The 25,780-nt window shown below is 72.1% G+C and carries 26 protein-coding genes; 20 read left to right on the top strand and 6 right to left on the bottom strand.

What is annotated here, in order from left to right; translation table 11 throughout:
- Positions 1-94 precede the first annotated feature (94 nt).
- The 3 genes from grpE to ACF1G2_RS31830 are packed head-to-tail and all read left to right on the top strand — an operon-like array spanning position 95 to position 2,417.
- The gene (grpE, locus tag ACF1G2_RS31840; protein WP_391801614.1) at positions 95-739 is read left to right on the top strand and encodes a nucleotide exchange factor GrpE; all 645 of its coding nucleotides are present in this window, start codon (positions 95-97) and stop codon (positions 737-739) included.
- Between the two features lie 30 nt (positions 740-769).
- Entirely contained in the window at positions 770-1,960 is a 1,191-nt protein-coding gene (gene dnaJ / locus ACF1G2_RS31835) for a molecular chaperone DnaJ (protein ID WP_391801613.1), read from the top strand.
- Positions 1,961-1,964: 4 nt separating this feature from the next.
- Positions 1,965-2,417: a heat shock protein transcriptional repressor HspR gene (locus ACF1G2_RS31830; RefSeq protein WP_361441888.1), complete on the top strand. Its 453-nt coding sequence runs from the start codon at positions 1,965-1,967 to the stop codon at positions 2,415-2,417.
- A 106-nt stretch (positions 2,418-2,523) separates the two neighbouring features.
- Here ACF1G2_RS31830 and ACF1G2_RS31825 read toward each other — a convergent pair whose 3' ends face one another.
- Positions 2,524-2,997 carry a hypothetical protein gene (locus ACF1G2_RS31825; protein WP_391801612.1) on the bottom strand — a complete coding sequence of 158 codons (474 nt, stop codon included), beginning with the start codon at positions 2,995-2,997 and terminating at the stop codon, positions 2,524-2,526.
- A gap of 2 nt (positions 2,998-2,999) precedes the next feature.
- Entirely contained in the window at positions 3,000-3,980 is a 981-nt protein-coding gene (locus ACF1G2_RS31820) for a helix-turn-helix transcriptional regulator (RefSeq protein WP_391801611.1), read from the bottom strand.
- Positions 3,981-4,108: 128 nt separating this feature from the next.
- Between ACF1G2_RS31820 and ACF1G2_RS31815 the strand changes: the two genes are divergently transcribed.
- Both ACF1G2_RS31815 and ACF1G2_RS31810 read left to right on the top strand, forming a co-directional pair.
- Positions 4,109-4,300 (top strand): hypothetical protein, encoded by a 192-nt coding sequence (locus tag ACF1G2_RS31815; protein WP_391801610.1) that lies wholly within the window; start codon positions 4,109-4,111, stop codon positions 4,298-4,300.
- Positions 4,297-4,614, top strand: a complete 318-nt coding sequence (locus tag ACF1G2_RS31810; RefSeq protein ID WP_352190419.1) for a (2Fe-2S)-binding protein — start codon at positions 4,297-4,299, stop codon at positions 4,612-4,614. The genes ACF1G2_RS31815 and ACF1G2_RS31810 overlap by 4 nt, the downstream gene beginning before the upstream one ends.
- Positions 4,615-4,780: 166 nt before the next feature.
- Here ACF1G2_RS31810 and ACF1G2_RS31805 read toward each other — a convergent pair whose 3' ends face one another.
- Positions 4,781-5,194 carry a pyridoxamine 5'-phosphate oxidase family protein gene (locus ACF1G2_RS31805; RefSeq protein WP_391801609.1) on the bottom strand — a complete coding sequence of 138 codons (414 nt, stop codon included), beginning with the start codon at positions 5,192-5,194 and terminating at the stop codon, positions 4,781-4,783.
- Positions 5,195-5,314: 120 nt separating this feature from the next.
- Between ACF1G2_RS31805 and clpB the strand changes: the two genes are divergently transcribed.
- Positions 5,315-7,900, top strand: coding sequence for an ATP-dependent chaperone ClpB (gene clpB / locus ACF1G2_RS31800; protein ID WP_391801608.1), 2,586 nt, complete (start codon positions 5,315-5,317; stop codon positions 7,898-7,900).
- A 25-nt stretch (positions 7,901-7,925) separates the two neighbouring features.
- Here clpB and ACF1G2_RS31795 read toward each other — a convergent pair whose 3' ends face one another.
- Positions 7,926-8,336 (bottom strand): hypothetical protein, encoded by a 411-nt coding sequence (locus ACF1G2_RS31795; protein ID WP_391801607.1) that lies wholly within the window; start codon positions 8,334-8,336, stop codon positions 7,926-7,928.
- Positions 8,337-8,505: 169 nt separating this feature from the next.
- On the opposite strand from ACF1G2_RS31795, the gene ACF1G2_RS31790 reads away from it, so the two are divergent.
- Positions 8,506-9,042 (top strand): YbjN domain-containing protein, encoded by a 537-nt coding sequence (locus tag ACF1G2_RS31790; protein ID WP_352190415.1) that lies wholly within the window; start codon positions 8,506-8,508, stop codon positions 9,040-9,042.
- 33 nt (positions 9,043-9,075) lie between these two features.
- Here the strand turns inward: ACF1G2_RS31790 and ACF1G2_RS31785 are convergent, their stop codons facing one another.
- Together ACF1G2_RS31785 and ACF1G2_RS31780 are read right to left on the bottom strand one after the other, a co-directional pair.
- Entirely contained in the window at positions 9,076-10,266 is a 1,191-nt protein-coding gene (locus tag ACF1G2_RS31785) for a glycosyltransferase family 39 protein (protein WP_391801625.1), read from the bottom strand.
- Between the two features lie 205 nt (positions 10,267-10,471).
- Positions 10,472-11,653 (bottom strand): pyridoxal phosphate-dependent aminotransferase, encoded by a 1,182-nt coding sequence (locus ACF1G2_RS31780; protein WP_391801606.1) that lies wholly within the window; start codon positions 11,651-11,653, stop codon positions 10,472-10,474.
- A gap of 600 nt (positions 11,654-12,253) precedes the next feature.
- Between ACF1G2_RS31780 and ACF1G2_RS31775 the strand changes: the two genes are divergently transcribed.
- From ACF1G2_RS31775 to ACF1G2_RS31715, 13 genes are all read left to right on the top strand, one after another.
- Positions 12,254-12,772 carry a DUF2617 family protein gene (locus ACF1G2_RS31775; RefSeq protein WP_391801605.1) on the top strand — a complete coding sequence of 173 codons (519 nt, stop codon included), beginning with the start codon at positions 12,254-12,256 and terminating at the stop codon, positions 12,770-12,772.
- A 75-nt stretch (positions 12,773-12,847) separates the two neighbouring features.
- Positions 12,848-14,536, top strand: a complete 1,689-nt coding sequence (locus ACF1G2_RS31770; RefSeq protein ID WP_391801604.1) for a polyamine aminopropyltransferase — start codon at positions 12,848-12,850, stop codon at positions 14,534-14,536.
- Positions 14,537-14,612: 76 nt separating this feature from the next.
- Complete coding sequence (locus ACF1G2_RS31765) at positions 14,613-15,653, top strand: SRPBCC family protein (RefSeq protein ID WP_391801603.1); 1,041 nt, start codon at positions 14,613-14,615, stop codon at positions 15,651-15,653.
- Between the two features lie 20 nt (positions 15,654-15,673).
- On the top strand, positions 15,674-16,471 hold the full coding sequence (locus ACF1G2_RS31760; protein ID WP_391801602.1) for an aldose 1-epimerase: 798 nt from the start codon (positions 15,674-15,676) through the stop codon (positions 16,469-16,471).
- Between the two features lie 10 nt (positions 16,472-16,481).
- Positions 16,482-17,030 carry an orotate phosphoribosyltransferase gene (gene pyrE / locus ACF1G2_RS31755; protein ID WP_391801601.1) on the top strand — a complete coding sequence of 183 codons (549 nt, stop codon included), beginning with the start codon at positions 16,482-16,484 and terminating at the stop codon, positions 17,028-17,030.
- A gap of 251 nt (positions 17,031-17,281) precedes the next feature.
- On the top strand, positions 17,282-18,304 hold the full coding sequence (gene fbaA, locus ACF1G2_RS31750; protein WP_385852202.1) for a class II fructose-bisphosphate aldolase: 1,023 nt from the start codon (positions 17,282-17,284) through the stop codon (positions 18,302-18,304).
- Between the two features lie 101 nt (positions 18,305-18,405).
- On the top strand, positions 18,406-19,545 hold the full coding sequence (locus ACF1G2_RS31745) for a MalY/PatB family protein (protein ID WP_391801624.1): 1,140 nt from the start codon (positions 18,406-18,408) through the stop codon (positions 19,543-19,545).
- A gap of 45 nt (positions 19,546-19,590) precedes the next feature.
- Positions 19,591-21,045 carry an MFS transporter gene (locus ACF1G2_RS31740; protein ID WP_391801600.1) on the top strand — a complete coding sequence of 485 codons (1,455 nt, stop codon included), beginning with the start codon at positions 19,591-19,593 and terminating at the stop codon, positions 21,043-21,045.
- Between the two features lie 14 nt (positions 21,046-21,059).
- On the top strand, positions 21,060-21,473 hold the full coding sequence (locus tag ACF1G2_RS31735) for a DUF3151 domain-containing protein (RefSeq protein WP_389570563.1): 414 nt from the start codon (positions 21,060-21,062) through the stop codon (positions 21,471-21,473).
- Positions 21,474-21,657: 184 nt separating this feature from the next.
- A complete protein-coding gene (locus ACF1G2_RS31730; protein WP_391801599.1) occupies positions 21,658-22,587 on the top strand; it encodes a DUF3152 domain-containing protein in 930 nt (309 codons plus the stop codon).
- A gap of 112 nt (positions 22,588-22,699) precedes the next feature.
- Positions 22,700-23,548 (top strand): tryptophan 2,3-dioxygenase family protein, encoded by an 849-nt coding sequence (locus ACF1G2_RS31725; RefSeq protein ID WP_391801598.1) that lies wholly within the window; start codon positions 22,700-22,702, stop codon positions 23,546-23,548.
- Positions 23,541-24,755 carry a kynureninase gene (kynU, locus tag ACF1G2_RS31720; protein ID WP_391801597.1) on the top strand — a complete coding sequence of 405 codons (1,215 nt, stop codon included), beginning with the start codon at positions 23,541-23,543 and terminating at the stop codon, positions 24,753-24,755. Before ACF1G2_RS31725 ends, kynU begins: the two co-directional genes overlap by 8 nt.
- Before the next feature lie 103 nt (positions 24,756-24,858).
- Positions 24,859-25,728, top strand: coding sequence for an alpha/beta hydrolase (locus tag ACF1G2_RS31715; RefSeq protein ID WP_391801596.1), 870 nt, complete (start codon positions 24,859-24,861; stop codon positions 25,726-25,728).
- The last annotated feature ends 52 nt before the right edge of the window (positions 25,729-25,780 follow it).

Below are 25,780 nucleotides of genomic sequence, written 5' to 3'. Positions count from 1 at the left end.
GCGGCGACGCCCCGCAGGGCGAGGCCAAGGCCGACGACGACGTCGTCGACGCCGAGATCGTCGACGACGAGAAGCCGAAGGGCGGCGCTGCCTGATGACGGAGGAGACCCCGGGCTTCGAGGAGAAGCCCGACGTCCCCTCCGGCGCCGAGGACGCTGCCGAAGCCGCCGAGGCCCCCTCCACGGAGGAGGGCTCGGCGGCCGAGGCCGGGGACGCCGCACAGACGGCCGGCCTGACGGCGCAGCTGGACCAGGTCCGCAGCGCGCTCAGCGAGCGCACGGGTGACCTCCAGCGCCTTCAGGCCGAGTACCAGAACTACCGCCGTCGGGTGGAGCGGGACCGTGTCACCGTCAAGGAGATCGCGGTCGCGGGTCTTCTGACGGAGCTGCTGCCCGTGCTCGACGACATCGGCCGGGCCCGGGACCACGGCGAGCTGGTGGGCGGCTTCAAGTCGGTCGCCGAGTCGCTGGAGACGGTGGCCGCCAAGATGGGGCTGCAGCAGTTCGGCAAGGAGGGCGAGCCCTTCGACCCGACGATCCACGAGGCCCTGATGCACAGTTACGCACCGGACGTCACCGAGACGACCTGCGTGGCGATCCTGCAGCCTGGGTACCGGATCGGCGAGCGGACCATCCGGCCCGCGCGCGTGGCGGTGGCCGAGCCCCAGCCCGGGGCGACGCCGGCCACGAAGGAAGAGAAGTCGGCAGACGAGGAGAGCGGTGGCCCCGAGGAGGGCTAGCGCGAAGATCGTCCGAGAGGAGGGACGTCGATGAGCACGAAGGACTTCGTCGAGAAGGACTACTACAAGGTTCTCGGCGTCCCCAAGGACGCCACCGACGCCGAGATCAAGAAGGCGTACCGGAAGCTCGCCCGCGAGAACCACCCGGACGCCAACAAGGGCGACACCAGCGCCGAGGCGCGCTTCAAGGAGATCTCCGAGGCGAACGACGTCCTCGGCGATCCCAAGAAGCGCAAGGAGTACGACGACGCCCGCGCGCTCTTCGGCAACGGAGGGTTCCGTTCCGGAGGCCCGGGCGGCGGCAACTTCAACTTCGACCTGGGCGACCTCTTCGGTGGCGCCCAGGGCCCCGGCGGCGCGGGCGGCGGGGCCGGCGGCTTCGGCGGCGGTCTCGGCGACGTCTTCGGCGGACTGTTCAACCGGGGCGCGGGCGGCGGCGCGGGCACGCGTACGCAGCCGCGCCGCGGCCAGGACATCGAGTCCGAGGTGACGCTCAGCTTCACCGAGGCCGTGGACGGCGCGACGGTGCCCCTGCGGATGTCCTCCCAGGCGCCCTGCAAGGCCTGTTCGGGCACCGGCGACAAGAACGGCACGCCCCGGGTGTGCCCGACCTGCGTCGGCACCGGCCAGGTCTCGCGCGGCGGCAGCGGCTCGTTCTCGCTCACCGACCCGTGCGTGGACTGCAAGGGGCGCGGCCTGATCGCCGAGACGCCCTGCGACGTCTGCAAGGGCAGCGGGCGGGCCAAGTCCTCCCGCACCATGCAGGTCCGCATCCCCGCCGGTGTCGCCGACGGGCAGCGGATCCGGCTGCGCGGCAAGGGCGCTCCGGGCGAGCGCGGCGGCCAGAGCGGTGACCTGTACGTGGTCGTGCACGTCGACGCCCACCCGGTCTTCGGCCGCAGGGACGACAACCTGACCGTCACCGTCCCCGTCACCTTCGACGAGGCGGCGCTCGGCGGCGACATCAAGGTGCCGACGCTGGGCGGCCCTGCGGTGACGCTGAAGCTTCCGGCCGGCACCCCCAACGGCCGGACGATGCGCGCCCGCGGCAAGGGCGCGGTCCGCAAGGACGGCACGCGCGGCGACCTGCTGGTGACGGTGGAGGTCGCGGTGCCCAAGGAGCTCGACGACAAGGCCCGTGAGGCCCTTGAGACCTACCGTGAGGCGACGGCGGGCGAGGACCCCAGGGCAGAGCTGTTCCAGGCCGCGAAGGGAGCATGACCCGATGGACAGCAGACCGGGACGCAGCCGTAATCCGTACGAACTGACCGACGAGACGCCGGTGTACGTCATCTCGGTGGCGGCCCAGCTGTCGGGTCTGCACCCGCAGACGCTGCGTCAGTACGACCGCCTCGGTCTGGTCTCGCCGGACCGCACGGCGGGCCGGGGGCGGCGCTACTCGGCCCGTGACATCGAACTGCTCCGTACGGTACAGGCGTTGTCGCAGGACGAGGGCATCAACCTGGCGGGCATCAAGCGCATCATCGAGCTGGAGAACCAGGTCGCGGCGCTGCAGCAGCGGGTCGCCGAGCTGTCGGCGGCCGTCGAGGGCGCGGCGTCGGCGATGCGCCAGCGCGAGGCGCAGGTGCACGCCTCGTACCGGCGCGACCTGGTGCCTTACACGGACGTCCAGCAGGCGAGCGCGCTGGTCGTGTGGCGCCCCAAGCGCCCCGAGTAGAGCTCCGGGCAGCGCTCCGGGGAGATCCCGAGCAGCCCGGCCGGAACGCTCCGTACGACCGACGAGGCCCCCTCCGCTTCCCGCGGAGGGGGCCTTGTCGTACGCGCTACGGGATGAGTTCGGCCACGATGTTCGTCGCCGTGTCCCACCAGGGCGCCGCGCCCGTGCCGAAGGCGGCGGCGAGCGCGGTGCCGACGGCCCGGTCCAGCGGCTCGGGTCCGGTGCCGGTCGCCCACTCGGCGTCCACCTTGCCGTCCCCGGAGGACTCCAGGGTGCCCAGGGGGCGTCCGTCGCGGAGCAGCCGGCTCTCCACGTAGGAGCAGGGCACGAGCCGGTAGCGGATGCCGGAGAACACGGCGTCGACCCGGTACGAGCGCCGCAGGAGCCGCCCGCGGCCGGGCCGGATGCGCGCGGGCGCGCCGTCGACGGTGAGGGTGAGCCGGCCGGCGGCGCGGGTGCCGATGGGGATGAGCGGGTCGGGCTCGTCGCCCGGCGCCCGCAGAAGCTCCACGGTGGGCATCTCGTACCCGGAGACGCGCAGCGTCCCCGCGGGGCCGTCCAGGTCGATCTGTACGTACACGGTCAGTGTTCCTGCTCCAGGATTCCGGACTGGGCGATGAGGTAGCCGAGCTGCGCCCGGCTGCCGCTGCCGAGGGCGGAGGCGAGCTTGGCGATGTGGGCGCGGCAGGTCCGGACGTTCATGCCGAGCCGGCGGGCGATGGCCTCGTCGACGTGGCCCTCGACGAGGAGTTTGGCGATGGAGCGCTGGATGCCGCTGATGCCGTCCAGCGGCGGCTCGTAGGTGACGGGGTTGTCCAGGGGGATGGCCTGGAGCCAGAACTGCTCGAAGACGCCGACGAGGTACTCGACGAGGCCGGTGTGGCGCAGTTCCAGGGCGACCTGGCGGTCCCGGCTGGCGGGGACGAAGGCGACCTTGCGGTCCACGATGATGAGCCGGTCGATGATCTCCTCGAGCGTGCGGACCTCGACCTCGGGGCCGATGCGTTCGAGGTAGGCCAGGGTGATCGGCTGGTGCCGGGCGGTGTGCTGATAGAGCGTCCGCATCCGGATGCCGCGGCCGAGGAGCGGTCTGACGCGGCGCAGGGCCTCGCCGAAGGTGTGGGCGCTGCGGCCGCTGCCGGGCTGCACGGTCAGCAGCTCGGAGGAGCATTCGGCCACCACGCGGTCCAGGGAGGTGTTGATCCTCGTGAGGCCCTCCAGGACGGTGATCGCGTGGGTCGTCGTGGGGTCCTGGACGCTGACCGACATGAATGGCTCGAACGCGTCGGAGAGTTCGATGCTGAGACGTCTACGCTCCTGGATCTCCTTCTCGATCGGGAGCAGCAGTCGGGCCAGCGCGGCCGAGGGGGGAACCGGCCGGAGCCACTGGACGTCGTCGGGGTCGGGCCGAAGGAGGTCGAGGTCCATCAGGCAGGGCGTCGATTCGATGTCCGACCGGGCGATACGTCCCGTACGCAGGGCCTCTTTATAGACCCGTGTGCCCGCTTCGCACAGCTCGGCGTGCGTATGAGGATGCCCCGTTTTATCCGGTTCTATTCGCATATGTACACCCCCAGGCTTTTCCGATACAGGAACATGATGCATTGAGCCAGTGGTGGAAACGTGAGGAGTGAGCCATCGTCGTGCCTGCGGGGGAGCAGGAGATACACACCAAGTGAGGTTGCTCGGTCATGGCCAAGAAGCTCATACGCACCGTAGTTGGTGTCGCGTTCATAGCTGCTGCCGCGGTCGGCGCGGTGGCAGTCACCGATGATCCGGGCTGGGGCCTCGCTCCGCAGCAGGTCGTCGCCAAGGCGGGCGACCCTGGCTGGGGCGCAGCGCCGGCCGACTCCGACCCTGGTTGGGAGTCCGTGCGGGCATGACGGTTCCCGAAGATCCTCGATTCCGGCGTGAGATGGCGGCCGCTTACCGCTCCGGGTGGCATTTCATCGACCTCGTCACAGCCGTGCCGCACGGTGGCGATTCGTTGATGGTCACCCTCTTCGGTGAGCCGATCATCATCACGCGCGGGGACGATGAGGATATTCGCGCCTACCGATGTCTCCGGAAGCCCCGTGGCGCCCCTCAGCCCGTCCGCTGTGCCATCCGGTACGGCATGATCTTCGTCAATCTCGACCAGCGTGACCACCAGCTCGTCGAGTCCGAGACCATCACCGCCACCCCCCGCAGTGCCTGAGCGGTTCCCCCGTCGTTGTAGATCGCTCAGGTGCTTCCCCCACACAGCGGCGCCATCGCGGACCTGAAACGCGATGGCGCCGTTGTGCTGTGCCCGTGACCCCCCACCCCGTGCCCCACCCCGTGACCCACCACCCCGTAACCGCGCCGCCCGGCACCTCACCGGGTCAGGCCCGGCCCATGGCCCGGGTCAGCGCGATCTCGATGACGACCCGGTCGGGGTTGGGCGCCGGGACCCGGCCGTAGCGCGTCGCGTACCGGTCGACCGCGTCGGCGACGACGTCCGGCTCCGTACGGATGCGCGCCACGCCCTCCAGCGTCGCCCAGCGCCCCTTGTCCACCTGGCAGACCGCCACGCGCGCGCCCTCCGCGCCCGCCGCCAGGACGTTGGCGACCTTGCGGCTGTGCTTGTTGGTGATGACCCGGGCGATGCCGTTCTCGCCGCCCTCGGGGTCGTAGGTCACCCCCACCGCCACCACGTGCGGCGTGCCGTCCGCGCGCGGGGTCGTCAGGGTGGACATGTGGTACTCGCGCCAGAAGCTGAGATACGCGTCGTCGGGGTTCCTCGGGTCAGTCGCCATGCCCGGAACCTACCCGTGGCACGGGCCCGCGCGACACCTTGAGCGGAATAGACTCAACTTTGTGTACGCTGGACCAGTCATGGACCGTGTGGAGCCGACGTCGAGGAGGAGACAGCGCACGTGGACGCCGAACTGACCAACAGGAGCCGGGACGCGATCAACGCGGCCACCGGCCGCGCCGTGTCCGCGGGACACCCCGACCTGACCCCTGCGCATCTGCTGCTCGCGCTTCTGGCCGGTCAGGACAACGAGAACATCGTCGACCTGCTCGCCGCCGTCGAGGCGGACCAGGCCGCTGTACGGTCCGGAGCGGAGCGGCTGCTCGCCGCCGAGCCCAGCGTGACCGGCTCCACGGTCGCGCCGCCGCAGCCCGACCGTGAGCTGCTCGCCGTGATCGCCGAGGCCGCCAGGCAGGCCAAGGAGCTCGGGGACGAGTACCTCTCGACCGAGCACCTGCTCATCGGGATCGCGGCGAAGGGCGGACAGGCGGGCGAGGTGCTGGCCCAGCAGGGGGCCGGCGCCGGGAAGCTGCTGGACGCGTTCGAGAAGAGCAGGGGAGGACGCCGGGTGACCACACCCGACCCGGAGGGTCAGTACAAGGCGCTGGAGAAGTTCGGCACGGACTTCACGGCCGCCGCGCGCGAGGGGAAGCTGGACCCCGTCATCGGGCGCGACCAGGAGATCCGCCGCGTCGTCCAGGTGCTCTCCCGCCGCACCAAGAACAACCCGGTCCTCATCGGCGAGCCCGGCGTCGGCAAGACCGCCGTCGTCGAGGGCCTCGCGCAGCGGATCGTGAAGGGCGACGTCCCCGAGTCCCTCCGCGACAAGCGGCTGGTCTCGCTCGACCTCGGCGCGATGGTCGCGGGAGCCAAGTACCGCGGCGAGTTCGAGGAGCGCCTGAAGACCGTCCTCTCCGAGATCAAGGCCAGCGACGGCCAGATCATCACCTTCATCGACGAGCTGCACACCGTCGTCGGCGCGGGCGCCGGGGGCGATTCGGCCATGGACGCCGGCAACATGCTGAAGCCGATGCTGGCCCGCGGCGAGCTGCGCATGGTCGGCGCGACGACCCTCGACGAGTACCGCGAGCGGATCGAGAAGGACCCCGCGCTGGAGCGCCGCTTCCAGCAGGTCCTGGTCGCCGAGCCGAGCGTCGAGGACACCATCGCGATCCTGCGCGGACTCAAGGGCCGGTACGAGGCCCACCACAAGGTCCAGATCGCCGACTCCGCGCTCGTGGCCGCGGCCACCCTCTCCGACCGGTACATCACCTCCCGCTTCCTCCCCGACAAGGCCATCGACCTCGTCGACGAGGCGGCCTCCCGGCTCCGGATGGAGATCGACTCCTCGCCTGTCGAGATCGACGAGCTCCAGCGGTCCGTGGACCGGCTGCGCATGGAGGAGCTCGCGCTCAAGAACGAGACCGACGACGCCAGCCGGCAGCGCCTGGAGAAGCTCCGTCGCGACCTCGCCGACCGCGAGGAGGAGCTGCGCGGGCTGACCGCCCGCTGGGAGAAGGAGAAGCAGTCCCTCAACCGCGTCGGTGAGCTCAAGGAGCAGCTCGACGAGTTGCGCGGCCGCGCCGAGCGTGCCCAGCGCGACGGCGACTTCGACACCGCCTCCAAGCTGCTGTACGGCGAGATCCCGACGCTGGAGCGCGAGCTGGAGGAGGCCTCGGAGGCCGAGCAGGAGGTCGCCAAGGACACGATGGTGAAGGAGGAGGTCGGCCCCGACGACATCGCGGACGTGGTCGGCTCCTGGACCGGCATCCCCGCCGGCCGCCTCCTGGAGGGCGAGACGCAGAAGCTGCTGCGCATGGAGGACGAGCTCGGCAGGCGGCTCATCGGCCAGACCGAGGCCGTACGGGCCGTCTCCGACGCCGTGCGCCGTACGCGCGCCGGGATCGCCGACCCCGACCGTCCCACCGGCTCCTTCCTCTTCCTCGGCCCGACCGGCGTCGGCAAGACCGAGCTGGCGAAGGCGCTCGCCGACTTCCTCTTCGACGACGAGCGGGCCATGGTCCGCGTCGACATGTCGGAGTACGGCGAGAAGCACTCCGTCGCCCGGCTCGTCGGCGCGCCTCCCGGCTACGTCGGCTACGAGGAGGGCGGCCAGCTCACGGAGGCGGTGCGCCGCCGGCCGTACAGCGTGGTGCTGCTCGACGAGGTGGAGAAGGCGCACCCGGAGGTCTTCGACATCCTGCTCCAGGTCCTCGACGACGGCCGGCTCACCGACGGCCAGGGGCGGACGGTCGACTTCCGCAACACCATCCTGATCCTCACCTCCAACCTGGGCAGCCAGTACCTGGTGGACCCACTGACCGGGGAGGACGAGAAGAAGCAGCGGGTCCTGGAGGTGGTGCGGACCTCCTTCAAGCCGGAGTTCCTCAACCGGCTCGACGACCTGGTGGTCTTCTCGGCCCTCGACAAGACCGAGCTGGGGCGGATCGCTCAGCTCCAGATCGACCGGCTCGCCAAGCGGCTCGCCGAGCGCCGGCTCACGCTGGACGTCACGCCGGCGGCACTGGCCTGGCTGGCCGACGAGGGCATGGACCCGGCGTACGGCGCCCGGCCGCTGCGCCGTCTGATCCAGACGGCGATCGGCGACCGGCTCGCCAAGGAGATCCTCGCGGGCGAGGTCCGCGACGGCGACACGGTCCGGGTGGACCGCTTCGAGGACGGGCTGATCGTGGGCGCGGCGCAGTAGGCGGGGCGCGGTGACCAGGCCGCGGTCAGGTGTCGAAGGCCAGCAGATGTACGAGGGCGGACTCGCCCTCGTACGTCACGGTCACGTCGACCGCGACCGGGCCGCCGGGCTCGGCCTCACCGTCGTACTGCACATTCAGGCAGAGGTCGTGGTCGCAGAACTGGGGCTTGTCGGGTTCCGTGCCCGGGTAGGTCCCGGCGAGCCACTGCGCGGCTTCGCGGCGAGGCATCCGGAAGTCGGCCGTGACCTGGGTGTCCAGCCAGCTCGCCTGGGTGCACCGGGGCTCCGCGGCGCTCTTGGGCAAGGTCGCCTGTGCCCATTCCATGGCGTCCGCGCAGTCGACCGGCTTCGCCTCGGTGGACTCGTCGAAGGCCATCGCTCCCCAGGCCAGCAAGGCGACCGGGCCCCCGCAGAAGATCGACACCAGCACTGACACCCAGACCCACGTCGACGCGCGCGGCCTCACTTTTTCCCCCAGCGGCCTCACTTTTTCCCCCATAGGAACCAGATCTTGTCAGCCCGCAGCGGATCGCGGGAGCCGGGGCTTGCGCCGTACCGCCCGGCATGGGGGAGGATGGCGTCAACCGTACGAAGGGATATTCACGGTGAGCATCGACCCGTCCTCGATTCCGAATTTCGGGGGCCAGCCCCAGCCTCAGGCAGCAGGACCGGCGGGCCCCGTCGTCCCCGACCAGGATCTGGTCAAGCAGCTCCTGGACCAGATGGAGCTGAAGTACGTCGTCGACGACGAGGGTGACCTCGCGGCGCCGTGGGAGGAGTTCCGGACGTACTTCATGTTCCGCGGCGAGGAGGACCAGCGTGTCTTCTCGGTGCGGACGTTCTACGACCGCCCGCACTCGGCCGACGACCGCGCCAAGGTTCTCGACGCGATCGACGACTGGAACCGCCGCACCCTGTGGCCCAAGGTCTACACCCACCTGCACGAGGAGGAGGACGGCTCCGCCACCCTCCGCCTCATCGGTGAGGCGCAGATGCTGATCGGCACCGGCGTCGCGCTGGAGCACTTCGTGTCCTCCACCGTCAGCTGGGTCCGCGCCTCCATCGAGTTCGACAAGTGGCTCGTCGAGCAGTTCGGCCTGGAATCCCCGGAGGACAAGTCCTCCGACGGCGACGAGGCCTGAGCCGCCACGGGGCCGGCATCGGCCCCCGTCCCCTCAGAGGGCCATGCGTGCGAGCGTCAACGCGTACGCACCGAAGCTGAACGACAGCCCGGCCAGCGCGGCGATCACCACGATCGCGGCCCTCGGCCGGGCTTTCGTCAGTGCCCGCGCCAGCGGGAGGAGCAGCGGGAACGCGGGCAGCAGGAAGCGCGGCTTGGACTCGAAGAAGCCGGAGCCGCCGACCGTGATGACCACGAGCACCGCCGTGTAGACCAGGACCGGCAGCGGTGGCCGCTCCACCAGCGCGAGCAGCGCGAAGAGCAGCACCCCCGCGCCCGTGATCAGCAGCGCCATCGCGAAGCCGAACTGCGTCGGCCCCCGCAGCATCTCCAGGACGAAGCGCAGCGCGCCGCGCCCGAGGTCGAAGCGGGAGGTCCAGCCGTCCTGGACGGCGAAGTAGCCGCCGAGCAGATCCCCGCGCCGAGCACCCACCCAGAGCAGGTACGAGAGCCAGCCGACCGGTGCCAGCACGGCACCCGCCCACACCCGTGGATCGCCCCGGCCGTCTCCGCTCCCGCGCCCGCGCCACAGCGCGCACCCCGCCGCGACCAGGACCGCGGCCGCGATGGCGACGCCGTTGGGGCGGGACAGGCCGGCCAGCGCGGCCAGCGAGCCGGCCCACAGCCAGCGGCCGGTGAGGAGCGCGTACAGCGACCAGGCGGCCAGGGCCGTCATCAGCGGCTCGGTGTACGCCATCGAGAGCACGATCGAGTGCGGCAGCAGGCCCCAGAGCAGTACGAGCAGGACGGCGGTGGGCCGTCCGTGGAGCCGCTCGCCGATCAGGTAGATCCCCCACGCCGCGACTCCGGCCGAGAGCCAGGACAGGAGCAGCCCCGCCGTGCCGCCCTCGACGGGCAGGACCGTGGTGACCGCGCGTACCAGGGCGGGGTAGAGCGGGAAGAACGCCAGGTCGGACTGGACGACGCCGTCGGGCCAGTGGAGCGTGTGGCCGTAGCCGTGCGCGGCGATCCGGGTGTACCAGTCCGAGTCCCAGGACGTGGCGAGCAGCGCCCGCGGTGAACGCCCGATGTGCCAGGCCCAGGCCGCGAGCACCAGCATCCCGGTCAGCCGGGCCGCGGCGAACAGGCCGAGCGCGGGGGCGGCCCGGTACAGCGAGGCCCGCCAACGGGGGACGCTCCGGGCGCCGGCGGTCGTGGCCCGGCGGTCGAGTGTCTCGGCGGACAGGGTGCACCTCCGTGCGCACGGGAATCGAGAGCGCCCCGCGATCCGGGATCAGCCCGACAAATCGGTCTACCCGACCATCGGCGTGGCACGGAGGAAGCGCGCGCGAGCGCGGGGCCCACCGGGTGAAAAATCCCCGCCGCCGGGGCGGGCCGATGCCCGGGGTCCGCCCCGGCGGGCCCCACCGGCGCCGAACGGCGCCCCGCCGTCAGCCCGCGAGGCCCTTCAGGCGGGAGACCGCCTCCTCCAGGACGTCGACGCGCTTGCAGAACGCGAACCGGACGAAGGGCTCGCCCTCCGCGCGGTGGTCGTAGAAGACGGCGTTGGGGATCGCCACCACGCCCGCCCGCTCCGGCAGGGAACGGCAGAAGGCGAAGCCGTCGGTCTCGCCGAGAGGGCGGATGTCGGTGGTGACGAAGTAGGTCCCGGCCGGGCGGTAGACCTCGAACCCCGCCTGCGCCAGGCCGTCGCTCAGCAGGTCGCGCTTGGCGCGCAGGTCGGCGCGCAGGGTGTCGAAGTACGTGTCCGGCAGGCGCAGCGCCTCCGCGACGGCGTACTGGAACGGGCCGGACGCCACGTACGTGAGGAACTGCTTGGCGGACCGGACGGCGGAGGTGAGCTCCGGGCTCGCCGTGATCCAGCCGACCTTCCAGCCGGTGAAGGAGAAGGTCTTGCCGGCGGAGCCGATGGTGACCGTGCGCTCCCGCATCCCCGGGAGGCTCGCGATCGGCAGGTGCTCGGCGTCGTCGAAGACCAGGTGCTCGTACACCTCGTCGGTGACGACGAGCAGATCGCGGGCGACGGCGAGCTCGGCGATCGCGGTCAGCTCGGCGCGGGTGAGGACGGTGCCGGTCGGGTTGTGCGGGGTGTTGAGCAGGATCAGCCGGGTCCGGTCGGTGACGGCGGCCCGCAGCTCGTCCAGGTCCAGCCGGTAGGCGCCCTCGTGCGGCCGGAGGGTGACGGGGACGCGCGTGCCGCCCGCCATCGCGATGCACGCGGCGTACGAGTCGTAGTACGGCTCCAGGGCGATCACCTCGTCGCCGGGCTCGACGAGTGCGAGCAGCGCGGCGGCGATCGCCTCGGTCGCGCCCGCCGTGACGAGGACCTCCCGGTCGGGGTCGTAGGCGAGGCCGTACCGCTTCAGCTGGTGCTCGGCTACGGCGGTGCGCAGCTCGGGCACACCGGTGCCGGGCGGGTACTGGTTGCCGCGCCCGTCGCGCAGCGCCCGGACCGCGGCCTCCCGGATCTCCTCGGGGCCGTCGGTGTCGGGGAAGCCCTGTCCGAGGTTGATCGCCCCGGTCCGGACGGCGAGCGCGGACATCTCGGCGAAGATCGTCGTCCCGAACTCGGCGAGCCGGCGGTTGAGCAGCGGTCGTGTCATGCCCGTCATCCTGCGGTGAAGCTCTGGACTTCCTCAAGTGCGCTTTGGGCCGCGGGCGCGGGGGGCATCCCCCTGTCACACAAGACCTACGGGGGTGTCACTCATGGAAGCTCTGTTCATCGGAGTCGTCATTCTGTTCGTGGTGGCAGGTATCGCCTCATCCATCGGCGGCCGGTCGCGGCGCGGTGGCGGCCGGTCGCGGCGCGGTGGCGGCTGGTCGGACGGCGGCGGAGGCGGCTGCGGGGGCGGTTCGTCCTGCGGCGGCGGAGGCGGCTGCGGGGGTGGCGGCGGGGGCGACTGACACGGGGCAGTCGCCCTCATGTTCACCCAGGTGCCCGGCCGCTCCAACATCCGCCGGGCACCTTCGTGTTGGAGCCGTTCGTCGAATCCGATTGAACAATTGAACTGTGGGGTCCCCGAAGGGGATGGAAACCACGGCAAGTTGGGTAAAAACGCTGCGAGTCGCTCGAAGTCCATGATTCCCTCGCACTTGATAGAGACAGCCCTCGGACCGTGTGTGGACCCGAGCCGGCGATCCCCCACTCCCGTTGGACCCTTCTCCGGGGCGCCCCCGGCCCACCCGTCAAACCGTGTTTGCGGAGCCGACCCATGCTCACGACCCTGAAGACCTCCTACACCGATACGCGTGCGGCCGATCTGGCCTGGGCCCTCGGGCGCGAGCCGCTGCCCGCCCTCGCCGTGCTCGACCTCGAACTGGCGGGCGCAAAGCTGCAGTTGCGGCTGCTCGGCGCCTCCCATCAGGTGCTCCTGGAGGAAGAGCAGCACAACTGCTCGGAGACCGTCGCCTGTATGGCCGGCAGCAGTACGCCGCTGCCGCTGGGCGTCTCCAAGCGCATCGGCGGCTGGGAGTACGAATTCGCCGCCCGCGTCGAGAAGCTCTCGCACGGCTCCTTCGCGGGCCGTGCCCAGGAGTTGCTCGCACTCGTCGCCGACCATCCCAACGGCCTCGCGGGGACGTTTCCCGGCTCCCCGCACGCCTTCACCGCGATGCTGGCCCAGCGCCACGAGGGCCAGGTGCGGTGGCGCACCTGGCACGCGTACCCACAGGAAGGGCAGTTGGTGGTCACCCGGACGCGGATCGGCGTTCGTATGCCCGCCCCGCTGTAACGCGCCGCCCGGAAGCTCCATGTGCACTCGTGTGGGTGACAAGCGGCGACAGATGTGTGACGTAGCGTTACGAACATGATCGATCCGCCCCTGACCATGCCACCCAAGAGGGTGACGCGGCTGCCCGTGCGGCCGAGAGCGGTTCGGTTTCCGGTCCTCGTCGTCGTCTTCGTCTGCGCCGCCTGCGGTCTCGTCTACGAGCTGGAACTGGTCGCCCTCGCCTCGTACTTGATCGGCGACTCCGTCACCCACGCCTCCGTCGTGCTGTCCGTGATGGTCTTCGCGATGGGCGTCGGCTCGCTGCTCGCCAAGCGGCTGCGCTGCCGCGCCGCCGTCGGCTTCGGGCTCGTCGAGGGCGGACTGGCGCTGATCGGAGGCTGCTCGGCCCTCGTGCTGTACGCGGCGTTCGCCTGGCTGGGCGAGGCGCGGTACGTCCTGGTGGCGTTCTCGCTGGCCATCGGGGTCCTCATCGGGGCGGAGATCCCGCTGCTCATGTCGCTGATCCAGCGGGCGGAGTCGGCGCGTTCCCCCGGCGTACGGGAGAAGGACAAGGCCGCCGATCCGGCCGGGACGGTCGCCGACCTGTTCGCCGCGGACTACGTCGGCGCGCTCGTCGGCGGGCTCGCCTTTCCCTTTCTGCTGCTGCCCTGGCTCGGCCAGGTCACCGGCGCGCTCGTCACCGGAGGGGTGAACGCGGTGGCGGGCGGCGGGCTGGTGCTGTGGCTGTTCCGGCGCGACCTGACCGCCCGCTCCAGGGCCCTGCTGATCGGCATGAACCTCGCCGTCCTCGCCGTCCTCGCCACCGCCGCCGTCCTCGTGGACGACTTCGAACGGGCCGCGCGCCGTGCGGTGTACGGAGACAGCGTGCGTGTCGCCGTACAGACCGAGCTCCAGGAGGTGGTCGTCACGGGGGAGCGGGGCAGCGCGCCCGACCTCTTCGTCGACGGCCGGCTGCGGGCCGGGGGCGAGGACGGCTCCCGGTACCACGAGTCGCTCGTGCACCCCGCGATGAACGGGCCGCACGCGCGCGTACTGATCATCGGCGGCGGCGACGGTCTCGCCGCCCGCGAGGTGCTGCGCTATCCCGGAGTCCGCGCGGTCACCGTCGTCGAGGAGGACCCCGGAGTCGTACGGCTCGCCCGGAGCCACCCCGAACTGGCCGCGCTCAACCAGAACGCCCTGCGCGACCCGCGCGTCCGGGTCGCCTCCGAGGACGCGTTCCGATGGCTGCGCGAGACGGCGACGACCGGCCCCGGAGGGGCTCACGAGGGCCCGCGCGAGCGGTACGACGTGGTGATCTCGGACCTGCCCGATCCCGGGATCTCGGCCGGGACGAAGCTCTACTCCGAGGAGTTCTACGGACTCACCGCCCGGGTCCTCGCCGACGAGGGGCGACTCGTCGTGCACGCCGGATCGGCATCCGCCCGCCCCCACACCTTCTGGACGGTGGACTCCACCCTGCGCGCGGCCGGCTTCGCCACCCGGGCCTACAGCGCGCACGGCCGCGGGGCGCACCTCGCCGCCGGTCCCGACCGTGCCGACCGCTCGGAGGGCACGGCGACGGGGACGGGCGACTGGGGCTTTCTGCTCGCGGCCGCGGGCACCTACCCACCCGAGCTGCGCCTCGCCGCCGACGCGCCCCGGCTCCGGTCGCTGACGGCCGGCGCCCTGGTGACGGGAGCACGGGCGGCCGAGCGGACCCGGGACGACCGGGGCGCCCCGCCGCCGCCCTCGACACTGGTCCACCCGCGGTACGGCGGCTGACCTCGTGAGGGTCCGCCGCCGCGGACCCGGGACAAACAGGCGACGACGACGCCCGGTCTGAGTAGGCTCGGCTTCCATGGAGCATGAGGTGTTCGTTCCGGTACCGGCCGAGGTCCTCCGCGCGACCCTGACGGACCCCGCACGGGTGGCGCGCTGCGTCCCCGGTCTCCAGCAGGACGCGGAGGTGGGCCCGCTCGCAGGGCGCCTGAAGATCCGGGCCGGCGGCAACACGATCACCTACCGGGGCGCGCTGCGGCTGACCGAACGGGGCGATGGCGTCGCCGTCGAGGGCCAGGGCACCGAGGTCCGAGGCAAGGGCTCGGTGCAGCTCGCGCTGACGATCGCGATCATCCCGGCGGCCGGCGGCACGACGCTCGCCTTCACCGGCGCCGTGAAGGGCGCGGGCCGGCTCTCCGACCTCTCCGAGGAGGCCCGGGAGGCGGCGGCCCAGCGGCTGATCGGCAAGTTCGTGGAGAGCCTGGCCGCGGCCGCGCAGCAGGGCGGCGCGGAGAACGGCCGGGCGGTGAACGGCCGGGCGCTGAACGGCGGGGCGGCGAAGGAGTCCGACGACGTGTCCGGTGCGGAAGCCGGGACCGCGGCCGGGCCCGGGGACGAGCCGGGCCCCGAGTCCGGCGCCCAGTCCGGCGCCGAGCCCGGGTCCGAGCCCGAGCCCGGGTCCGAGCCCGAGCCCGGATCCGCGTCCGCGGACCGGGCCGTGGGCGACGCCGTCGACGCGATCGACGCGATCGACGACGACGAGGCCGACAGCGACAGCGACGGTGTCGACGACGGCGTCGAGGAGCCCCACCGCCCGTCGGTCTTCGAGACGCCCGTCCCCCCGCCCTCACTCGACCCGTTCGAGGGCGGGGACTTCGAGGACGCCCCCGTGCAGTACCCCGCCGAGCCCCCGGCCGCCGAGGCCGCCCACGCCCGGCGGACGATGATCGGACGGAGCGCCGAGGAGGTCGACCACGCCCCGCCGCGCGGCCGGTACGCCCCCGTCCCCGCGCCGGAGGCGACCAGCGCCGGCGCCACCCTGCGCTGGATCGCCCCCGCAGCCGCCCTCGCGCTCGCCTCGGCGGTGGTCGTCGGCCGGGCGCTGCGCCGCCGGCGCTGATCCCCGTCTACTGTCGGGGCGTGAGCAAGCAGACGCGACTGACGGCGGGCGACGCCGAGTTGACCATCAACCCCGACAACGGCTGCCGCATCGAGAGCCTGCGCATCGGCGGCACGGAGCTGCTGCGCCAGGGCGAGCGGTACGGCTGCTTCCCGATGGTGCCCTGGTGCGGGCGGATCGAGCTGGGGCAGTTCCGCAACGGCGGGGTGAAGCACCAGATGCCCCTCAACTCTCCGCCGCACGCCATCCACGGCACCGGCCGCGACTCCGTGTGGAAGCCCGCCCGGACGGCGGACGAGGACGGACGCGCGGCGGCGTTCACCTACGAGCTGGGCGACCCGTGGCCGTACACCGGCCGGGTCACGCAGACCTTCGCCCTCACCGAGGAGAGCCTCACCGTGCAGCTCGGTGTGGAGACCCTCGCCGACTCCTTCCCGGCGCAGGCCGGCTGGCACCCCTGGTTCCACCGCAGTCTCGACGGCGGTGCTCCCGTACGCATCGACTTCACGCCCGACTGGCAGGAGGAGCGTGGCGAGGACCACCTCCCCACCGGGCGGAGGATCGGCCCGACTCCCGGGCCCTGGGACGACTGCTTCGGCATGCCGGGAGGCGTCGACGTCACCCTCACCTGGCCGGAGCAGCTGGAGCTGAAGGTGACCAGCCGGAGCGAATGGGTGGTGATCTACGACGAGCAGGAGGCGGCGGTCTGTGTGGAGCCGCAGTCGGGCCCGCCGAACGGGCTCAACACCCTCCCGCACCTCGTGACACCGATCGAGCCGCTGGAGATCGCGGCCACGCTGGCCTGGCGGCGGCTTTAAGCTCATGAGCATGACTGACGTACGCGCTGACCTGCTCCAGCAGATCAAGGACAAGGCCGTGGTGCACGGCAAGGTGACCCTCTCCTCGGGGCTGGAGGCCGACTACTACGTCGATCTGCGCCGGATCACGCTGGACGGAGCCGCCTCTCCGCTCGTCGGTCAGGTCATGCTCGACCTGACCGCGGAGCTGGAGTTCGACGCCGTGGGCGGTCTGACGCTCGGTGCCGACCCGGTCGCGACGGCGATGCTGCACGCCTCCGCCGCCCAGGGGAAGCGTCTGGACGCCTTCGTCGTCCGCAAGGCCGCCAAGGCCCACGGGATGCAGCGCCAGGTCGAGGGGCCGGACATCAAGGGCCGCCGGGTCCTGATCGTCGAGGACACCTCCACCACCGGCGGCTCCCCGCTCACCGCCGTCGAGGCGGCGCGTGCGGCCGGCGCCGAGGTCGTCGCGGTCGCCACGATCGTGGACCGGGCGACGGGCGCGGGCGAGAAGATCAGCACCACCGCGGGTGTGCCGTACCTCTACGCCTTCGCGCTCGACGAGCTGGGTCTCGGCTGACCGACGCGGGTGACCGACGCCGGGTGATCGACCCCGGGTGATCGAGGCGAAGTCGTGACTTAGGTCCCGGAGCCGCCCGGCGGCGGCCCTGACCTGCGGCTTTGGCAAGGGGCGGAGTGTTTCACGTGAAACGCTCCGCCCCTTGCTCCTGGTGTCCGCGGAAGAGTCTGGAAAGATGGGCCCCGACGATGACGTCGCCCCAGGTCAGGGTCTAGTAACGCACCCACCCGCACATCACAAGGAGCGGACGAATGCCCATCGCAACCCCCGAGGTCTACAACGAGATGCTCGACCGGGCGAAGGCAGGCAAGTTCGCCTACCCGGCCATCAACGTGACCTCCTCCCAGACTCTGCACGCCGCGCTGCGGGGCTTCGCGGAGGCCGAGAGCGACGGCATCATCCAGATCTCGACCGGTGGCGCCGAGTTCCTGGGCGGCCAGCACAACAAGGACATGGTCACGGGCGCCGTCGCCCTGGCCGAGTTCGCGCACATCGTCGCCGCCAAGTACGACATCACCGTCGCGCTGCACACCGACCACTGCCCGAAGGACAAGCTGGACGGCTATGTCCGTCCGCTGCTCGACATCTCCGCCGAGCGCGTCAAGGCCGGTCGTAACCCGCTCTTCCAGTCGCACATGTGGGACGGCTCCGCCGAGACCCTCGCCGACAACCTGGCCATCGGCCAGGAGCTGCTGGCCAAGGCCGCCGCCGCCCGGATCATCCTCGAGGTCGAGATCACCCCGACCGGTGGCGAGGAGGACGGCGTCACCCACGAGATCAACGACGAGCTGTACACCACCGTCGACGACGCGATCCGCACCGCCGAGGCCCTGGGCCTGGGCGAGAAGGGCCGCTACCTGCTGGCCGCCTCCTTCGGCAACGTGCACGGCGTCTACAAGCCGGGCAACGTCGTGCTCCGCCCCGAGCTGCTCAAGGACCTGCAGGCGGGCGTCGCCGAGCGCTTCGGCAAGGCCAACCCGTTCGACTTCGTCTTCCACGGCGGCTCCGGCTCCTCCGCCGAGGAGATCGCCACCGCGCTGGAGAACGGCGTCGTGAAGATGAACCTCGACACCGACACCCAGTACGCCTTCACGCGTCCGGTCGCCGACCACATGTTCAAGAACTACGACGGCGTCCTGAAGGTCGACGGCGAGGTCGGCAAGAAGTCCACCTACGACCCGCGCACCTGGGGCAAGCTCGCCGAGGCCGGCATGGCCGTGCGGGTGACCGAGGCGTGCGCGGCGCTGCGCTCGACCGGTACGAAGCTGAAGTGAAGTAAGCGTTAGTCAGTGGTGGAAAGGCCCGGCACCCTGGGGTGCCGGGCCTTTCCGCACTCCAGGAGGACTGAGTGACGACGTACGACTTCGACCGTGAGATGGACCGCCGCGGGACCTGCTCGGTCCAGTGGGACGGCATCGCGGACCGTTTCGGTGTCGGCGAGCTGCTCCCCTTCACCATCTCCGACATGGACTTCGCCTCCCCGCCGGAGGTCCTCGACGCCTTGCGCGCCCGGGTCGAGCACGGGGTCTTCGGCTACACGGACTGGCGGATCGGCGAGTTCCGTGAGGCGATACGCCACTGGTACGCGACCCGTCACGACACCGCGCTCGACGTCGAGACGCTGGTCTACGCGCCGTCCGTGCTCAGCCAGCTCTCGCAGCTGCTGCAGATGTGGACCGCGCCCGGCGACGGCGTGGTGGTGCACACGCCGACGTACGACGGCTTCCGCAAGGCGGTCACCGGTCTGGGGCGGGAGCTGAGGGGCGTGCCGGTCGGGGACACCGCGGCGCTGGAGGCGGAGCTGGCCCGGCCGGACAGCACGATGCTGCTGCTCTGCTCGCCGCACAACCCGACGGGCCGGGTGTGGCGGGAGGAGGAGCTGGCGGAGTTCGCGCGCCTGGCCGAGCTCCACGGGGTCGCGGTCGTCAGCGACGAGATCCACGCGGACCTGGTGGCCGACGGGCAGCGGCACCTCCCGTGGCTCCGCTTCGCGCAGCCGGGGCGCGGCCGGCGGTGGGCCCTGATCACCTCGGGCACGAAGGCCTTCAATTTCCCGGCGCTGACCGGCTCGTACGGGATCATCGGCGACCCCGACGAGCGGGCGGAGTTCATCCGCCGGATGGAGACGGGCGAGGGCCTCGCCTCGCCGGCGGTGCTCTCGATGACCGCCCATGTCGCCGCGTACCAGCAGGGCGCGCCGTGGCTGGACGAGCTGCGGGCGTATGTGGCGGGCACGATGCGGCTCCTCGAGGAGCGGCTCGCGGCGGGGCTGCCGGGCGTGAGCTGGACGCCTCCGCAGGCCGGCTATCTGGCCTGGATCGACCTGCGCCCGCTCGGGATCGACGACGAGGCGCTCCAGCGGGAGCTGGTCGAGGTCGAGAAGGTCGCGATCATGCCGGGCCGCGTCTACGGCGCCCCGGGCTTCGTCCGTCTGAACGTCGGCTGCCCGAGGAAGAAGGCGGAACGCGGCGTGGAGGCCTTGGTGAGGGCTGCCACGAGACTCCGCACGGCCTGAGGCCCCAGCGGGACGATCGGGCGTGACGGGGGGAGCATGGCAGGCATGGACATCAGGCTCGCCTCGGGCACCGGTCGGTGGATCGTGCTCACCACCGTGCTCGGCTCGGGGATGGCGCTGCTCGACTCCACCGTCGTCAACGTCGCCCTGCCGCACATCGGCGAGGACCTCGGCACCGACATGGCCGCGCTCCAGTGGACGGTCAACGCCTACATGCTGACCCTTGCCGGGCTGATCCTGCTCGGCGGGGCGCTGGGCGACCGGTACGGGCGGCGGCGGGTCTTCGTGATCGGGATCGTGTGGTTCGCCGTCGCGTCCCTGCTGTGCGGGATCGCGCCGAACGCGGGCGTCCTGATCGCCGCCCGTGCCCTCCAGGGCATCGGTGGCGCGCTGCTCACCCCCGGGTCGCTCGCGCTGATCCAGGCCAGTTTCCATCCGGACGACCGGGCCAAGGCCGTCGGGCTCTGGTCCGGCTTCGGCGGGGTCGGTGCGGCGATCGGGCCGTTCGTCGGCGGGTGGCTCGTCGACGGGCCCGGCTGGCGGTGGGTCTTCCTGCTCAACGTGCCGCTCGCCGCGCTGTGCGTGCCCGTCGCGCTGCGCCATGTGCCCGAGTCGCGCGACGAGTCCGCCCACGGCCGCTTCGACGTCCTCGGCGCCTTCCTGGGCGCGGCCGCGCTCGCCCTCGTCACGTACGCGCTGATCTCCGAGGCCTGGTGGGCCGCCGGGGCCGGGGTCGTGGTCGGGGCGTTCTTCGTCGTCCTGGAGCGACGGCTGCCGGAGCCGATGGTGCCTCCGTCGATCTTCGCGTCCCGGCTGTTCACGATGGTCAACCTGGTCACGCTCTGCGTGTACGCGGCACTCGGCGGCTTCTTCTTCCTCGCCACCCTCCAGCTCCAGGTGGTGTCCGGCTACTCGGCGCTCGCGGCGGGCACGGCGCTGCTCCCGACGACGGTCCTGATGCTGCTGCTCTCGGCTAAGTCCGGCGAGCTGGGCGAGAAGATCGGGCCTCGGATTCCGCTGACCGTGGGGCCGCTGCTGTGCGCGGTGGGGATGGTCCTGATGCTGCGGGTCGGGGAGGACGCCTCGTACGTCGAGGACGTGCTGCCCGCGATGGTGGTCCTCGGCCTCGGGCTCACCGTCGTGGTCGCTCCCCTGACGGCGACCGTCCTGGCCTCGGTGGACGTGGCGCGGGCGGGCCTGGCGAGCGGGATCAACAACGCGGCGGCGCGCGCGGCCGGCCTGCTCGCGGTCGCGGCGCTGCCGACGCTGGCCGGGATGGGCCCGGAGGCGTACCGCTCGGCGGAGGAGTTCGGCGAGACGTTCCGGCGGGCGATGCCGATGTGTGCGGGGCTGATGGTGGCGGGCGCGGTCCTGGCCTGGGCGACCGTGCGGAAGCCGACCGAGGCGGCCGACTGCCACCCCGAGTGCAAGGTCCACTGCGGGGTGACGGCACCCCCGCTGGACCCGGGGGACCGCTCGGCACGGGAGGAGGGCGGCTGAGGCAGACTGGCCCCATGGCCATCCACGAGAACCTCCTGGGGGGACCGCCCCCCACCCATCTGCCCGACGACCCGGAGCCGCGCGAGCTGCTCGCGGCGGGCACGGCGCCGGCGGACGTCGCCGCCAAGTACCCGACGTCCTCGCTGGCCTGGGCCCAGCTCGCCGACGAGGCGTACGAGGGCGGTCGCGTCATCGAGTCGTACGCCTACGCCCGTACGGGCTACCACCGCGGCCTGGACGCGCTGCGGCGCAGCGGCTGGAAGGGCCACGGCCCGGTGCCGTGGGAGCACGAGCCGAACCGCGGCTTCCTGCGGGCCCTGCACGCGCTGGCGCGGGCCGCCGGCGAGATCGGCGAGAAGGACGAGTACGAGCGCTGCTCGACGTTCCTGCGCGACTCCTCGGAGACGGCCGCGGAGACGCTGGGCTGACACCGGGCCGACCGCACCGGTTTCCTCCTCCCGTGGGGCAGGGGGAAACCGGTCATCGTCCCCGGAATGTTCGAGGCCGTTCGAAGCGGCGGTTACGATCCTTCGGACCGTTGTACCGAGAGCAGCCGGAACTGAGGCCCCACCCTCTTCCCCCCAACCGGCCGACGCAGGGGAGAAGTCTGTCTTGGGCAAGCGCGCCGCCGCACCCGCGGGACGGGGACGAACGCCGAGCCGCAGCCGCAGCCGCAGCCGGAGCCAGAGCGGGGGCCGTGGCCGGGGCCGCGCCCGTGGCCGGTCCGGGCGGAGCCCGATAGGACGGCTGGCCCTCCCGGCGCTCGCGCTCGTCACGCTCTCCCTCGGCGGCGGCGCCGCCCTCGCCCACTACCACAGCGGCCAGGACTCCGGTGGCGACCGCGCCGTCGCCACCACCCCCTCCCCAGCGGCCGAGACGACGAAGGCGGTCCCCACTCCCAAGGCCGCGCCCCCGAAGCCCAAGCCGACCACCCCCAAGCCGAAGCCGTCGGCCACCCCCGAGAAGCCGAAGGTGCCCGCCAAGGGCTCCGGCAGCTTCACCACCGCCAGATCCTCCGGCGACGCCGTCGGCACGGGCGGTTCCCTGCGCCGCTACCGCGTCCAGGTCGAGGGCGGCATCGACCTCTCCGCCTCCCAGGTCGCCACCGAGATCCAGCAGATCCTCGACCATCCGCGCGGCTGGGCCGCCAATGGCCGTGGCCGGTTCCAGCTGGTCTCCGAGAACGCCGACTTCGTCATCCGGATCGCCACCCCGGCGACCGCCGACAAGCTCTGTCTCGCCCAGGGGCTCAACACGCACGGCGAGCTGAACTGCGAGACCACGGACGGCGTCGTGGTGAACCTGAAGCGGTGGCTGCTGGGCTCCCCGACCTTCGCCGGGACCCCCGCCGAGTACCGGCATCTGATCATCAACCACGAGGTCGGGCACGAGATCGGCATCCGGAGCCATATGAGCTGTCCCGGTTCCGGCAGGCCCGCGCCCGTCATGATGCAGCAGATCAAGGGGCTCAAGGGCTGCCGTTCGAACGCGTATCCGTATGACGAAGACGGTAGCTACATCGAGGGTCCGATCGTGCCATGATGCGCATGGGACCGCGTGCGACGAAGCGCGCGGGCCCGAGGGGACCGGGGCTCCACTTGCCACACGGAAGGAGCGGACCGCTACCCGGTAGTTGCGTATCGAGGAGACAGCGATGTCCACCTTCCCCGATGCCTCCGGAGCCGGTTCGGTCGAAGCACCGAACCTCGACTTCGCGGGCACGACGCCGTACGAGGACTACGTACAGGCGGACGTACTCACCCACCTCCAGCACCTCCGCTCCGACGACCCGGGCGAGATGGTCTTCCTGGTCACCACCCAGGTCATGGAGCTGTGGTTCACCGTCATCGTCCACGAGTGGGAGACCGCGAGCCGCGCGCTGCGCGAGGACCGCATCCCGGTGGCCATGGACGCGCTCAAGCGCTCCGTGCGCGAGCTGGAGGCGCTGAACCACTCCTGGCGCCCGCTGGCCCAGCTCACCCCGGCACAGTTCAACTCCTACCGCGCGGCCCTCGGCGAGGGCTCCGGCTTCCAGTCGGCGATGTACCGGCGCATGGAGTTCCTGCTCGGCGAGAAGTCCGCGTCGATGCTGGTGCCGCACCGCGGGGCGCCCCGCGTCCACGCCGAGCTGGAGAAGGCGCTGCACGAGCCGAGCCTGTACGACGAGGTCCTCAGGCTCCTCGCCCGCCGCGGGCTGCCCGTGCCGCAGGCCGTGCTCGCCCGTGACCTGGCGAAGAAGTACGAGCCGTCGCCCGAGATCGAGGAGATCTGGGCCGGGATCTACGCCGACGCCGACCAGAACGGGGAACTCGTCCGTCTGGGCGAGGCGCTGAGCGATGTCGCCGAGCTGATCTGGCGCTGGCGCAACGACCACCTCGTCGCCACCCGGCGGGCCATGGGCTCCAAGACGGGCACCGGCGGCTCGGCGGGCGTCGCCTGGCTGGAGAAGCGGGCGCAGAAGAATGTCTTCCCCGAGCTGTGGACGGCGCGCAGCCATGTCTGAGGCGATGCGCGAGAACGCGCTGCTCCGTGACTCGAACGACCCGCTGGCGAAGGTGCGCGAGAGGTTCGCCCTCGACGACGCGACCGTCTACCTCGACGGCAACTCGCTGGGCGCGCTCCCCGCGCACGTCGCCGACCGGATGGCCGACGTCATCACCCGCGAGTGGGGGCAGCTGCGCATCCGCTCCTGGGACGAGAGCGGCTGGTGGACCGCGCCCGAGCGGATCGGCGACCGGATCGCCCCGCTCGTCGGCGCCGCCCCCGGCCGGATCGTGGTCGGCGACTCGACGAGCGTGAACGTCTTCAAGGCGGTCGTCGCGGCCACCCGGCTCTGCGCCGACGACCGGGACGAGATCCTCGTCGACGCCACGACGTTTCCCACGGACGGGTACATCGCCGCGTCGGCGGCGCGGATGACCGGCCGCCGGCTCGTGCCCGTCGCCCCCGCCGACATGGCGGAGGCTGCCGGGCCGCGCACGGCCGCCGCGCTGGTCAACCACGTCGACTTCCTCACCGGCCGGCTCCACGACCTGCCCGGGATCACGGCCGCGCTGCACGCGGCGGGCGCCCTGGCGATCTGGGACCTGTGCCACACGGCGGGCGCGCTGCCCGTCGGGCTTGAGGAGCACGGCGTCGACCTGGCCGTCGGCTGCACGTACAAGTACCTCAACGGCGGCCCCGGTTCGCCCGCGTACCTGTACGTCGCCGAACGCCACCAGGCCGGCTTCGACTCGCCGCTGCCCGGCTGGACGTCCCACGCGGACCCCTTCGGGATGACCCCGGGGTACGCGGCGGCCGAGGGCGCGCTGCGGGGCCGGGTCGGTACGCCCGACATCCTGTCCATGCTGGCCCTGGAGGCCGCGCTCGACGTCTGGGACGGCGTCGACATGGCGGACGTACGGGCGAAGTCCCTCGCCCTGACGGACTTCTTCCTCGAGTGCGTCCGGGAGTACGTTCCGGCCGGCCGGGTCGAGTCGCTGACGCCCGAGGCGCACGGCGAGCGCGGCAGCCAGGTCGCGCTGCGGTGCGCCGACGCCCCCGTCGTCATGCCGGAGCTGATACGGCGCGGGGTGGTGGGCGATCTGCGCCGCCCCGACGTGCTGCGGTTCGGCTTCACGCCGCTGTACGTCGGCTTCGCCGACGCGGAGCGGGCGGCGCGCGTCCTCGCCGAGGTGCTGGCGGAGGTGGGGTCCGGCCTCGACGGCTGAGGTCGGACGGTCCGATGATCGCTTGATCTGTGGGGGCGTCAGTCCTGATACGGTCCCCGCAGGTCAGGCCAATTCGGCCCCGTCCCCGAGAGGTTGGAACAGCATGCCGGACCCCGCCGCGCGCGACGCCGCCGAAGAAGCGTCGGCGTTCTCGCACCCGGCCGTCGCCCCGGACGCGTCCGCCGCGTACGGCGAACACCCCGACCAGGTCGTCGACTTCTACGCTCCGCGTGACGGCCGGCAGCGGGCGCCGCTCGTCGTCGCGCTGCACGGCGGTGCCTGGCGGGCGCCGTACGACCGGCAGCATCTGACCCCTTTCGTGGACTTTCTCGCCCGCCGGGGGTTCGCCGTCGCCAACGTCGAGTACCGGCGGGGCTCCGCGCTGCCCCGGCAGGGCGGCACGGGACCGGTCGCCGGCCGCTGGCCGGAGACCCTCGACGACGTGGCCGCCGCGCTCGACGCCGTACCGCGGCTGGCCGCCGAGCATCTGCCGCAGGCCGATCCGCGCCGGATCGTGCTCACCGGGCACTCGGCGGGCGGCCACCTCGCCCTCTGGGCCGCGGCCCGGCACGTCCTCGCGCCCGACGCGCCCTGGCGCCTGCCGTCCCCGCCCGCACTGCGCGGAGTGGTGGCGCTCGCGCCCATCGCGCACTTCGACCGGGCCGTGGAACTCGGGGTGTGCGGCGGTGCGGTGACCCAGTTCCTCGGCGGGGAGGGTGAGTTCGACGTACGGGCCCGGCACGCCGACCCGGCGCTGTTGCTGCCGACGGGGATCGCCACCACGGTCGTCCAGGGCCGGGACGACGTCGTCGTCCCGCAGGCCGTCGCCGACGCCTACGTGGACGCGGCGGCGAAGGCGGGCGAGACGGTCGGCCTCACGCTCCTCCAGGACGTCGGCCACTTCCCCCTGATCGACCCGGCGGCGGACGCGTGCGCGGTGGTGGCGGAGGAGATCGCCCAGCTGGCGTTCTGACCTGCCGGTCGAGCCGACCGGGGACGAGGCCGCCGGGCGCATAGTACCTGGG

Source organism: Streptomyces sp. NPDC013457 (assembly GCF_043089925.1).
Classification (GTDB): Bacteria; Actinomycetota; Actinomycetes; order Streptomycetales; family Streptomycetaceae; genus Streptomyces.
The sequence above is the reverse complement of the archived record's forward strand: the minus strand, read 5'-3'. Positions and strand labels throughout refer to the sequence as shown.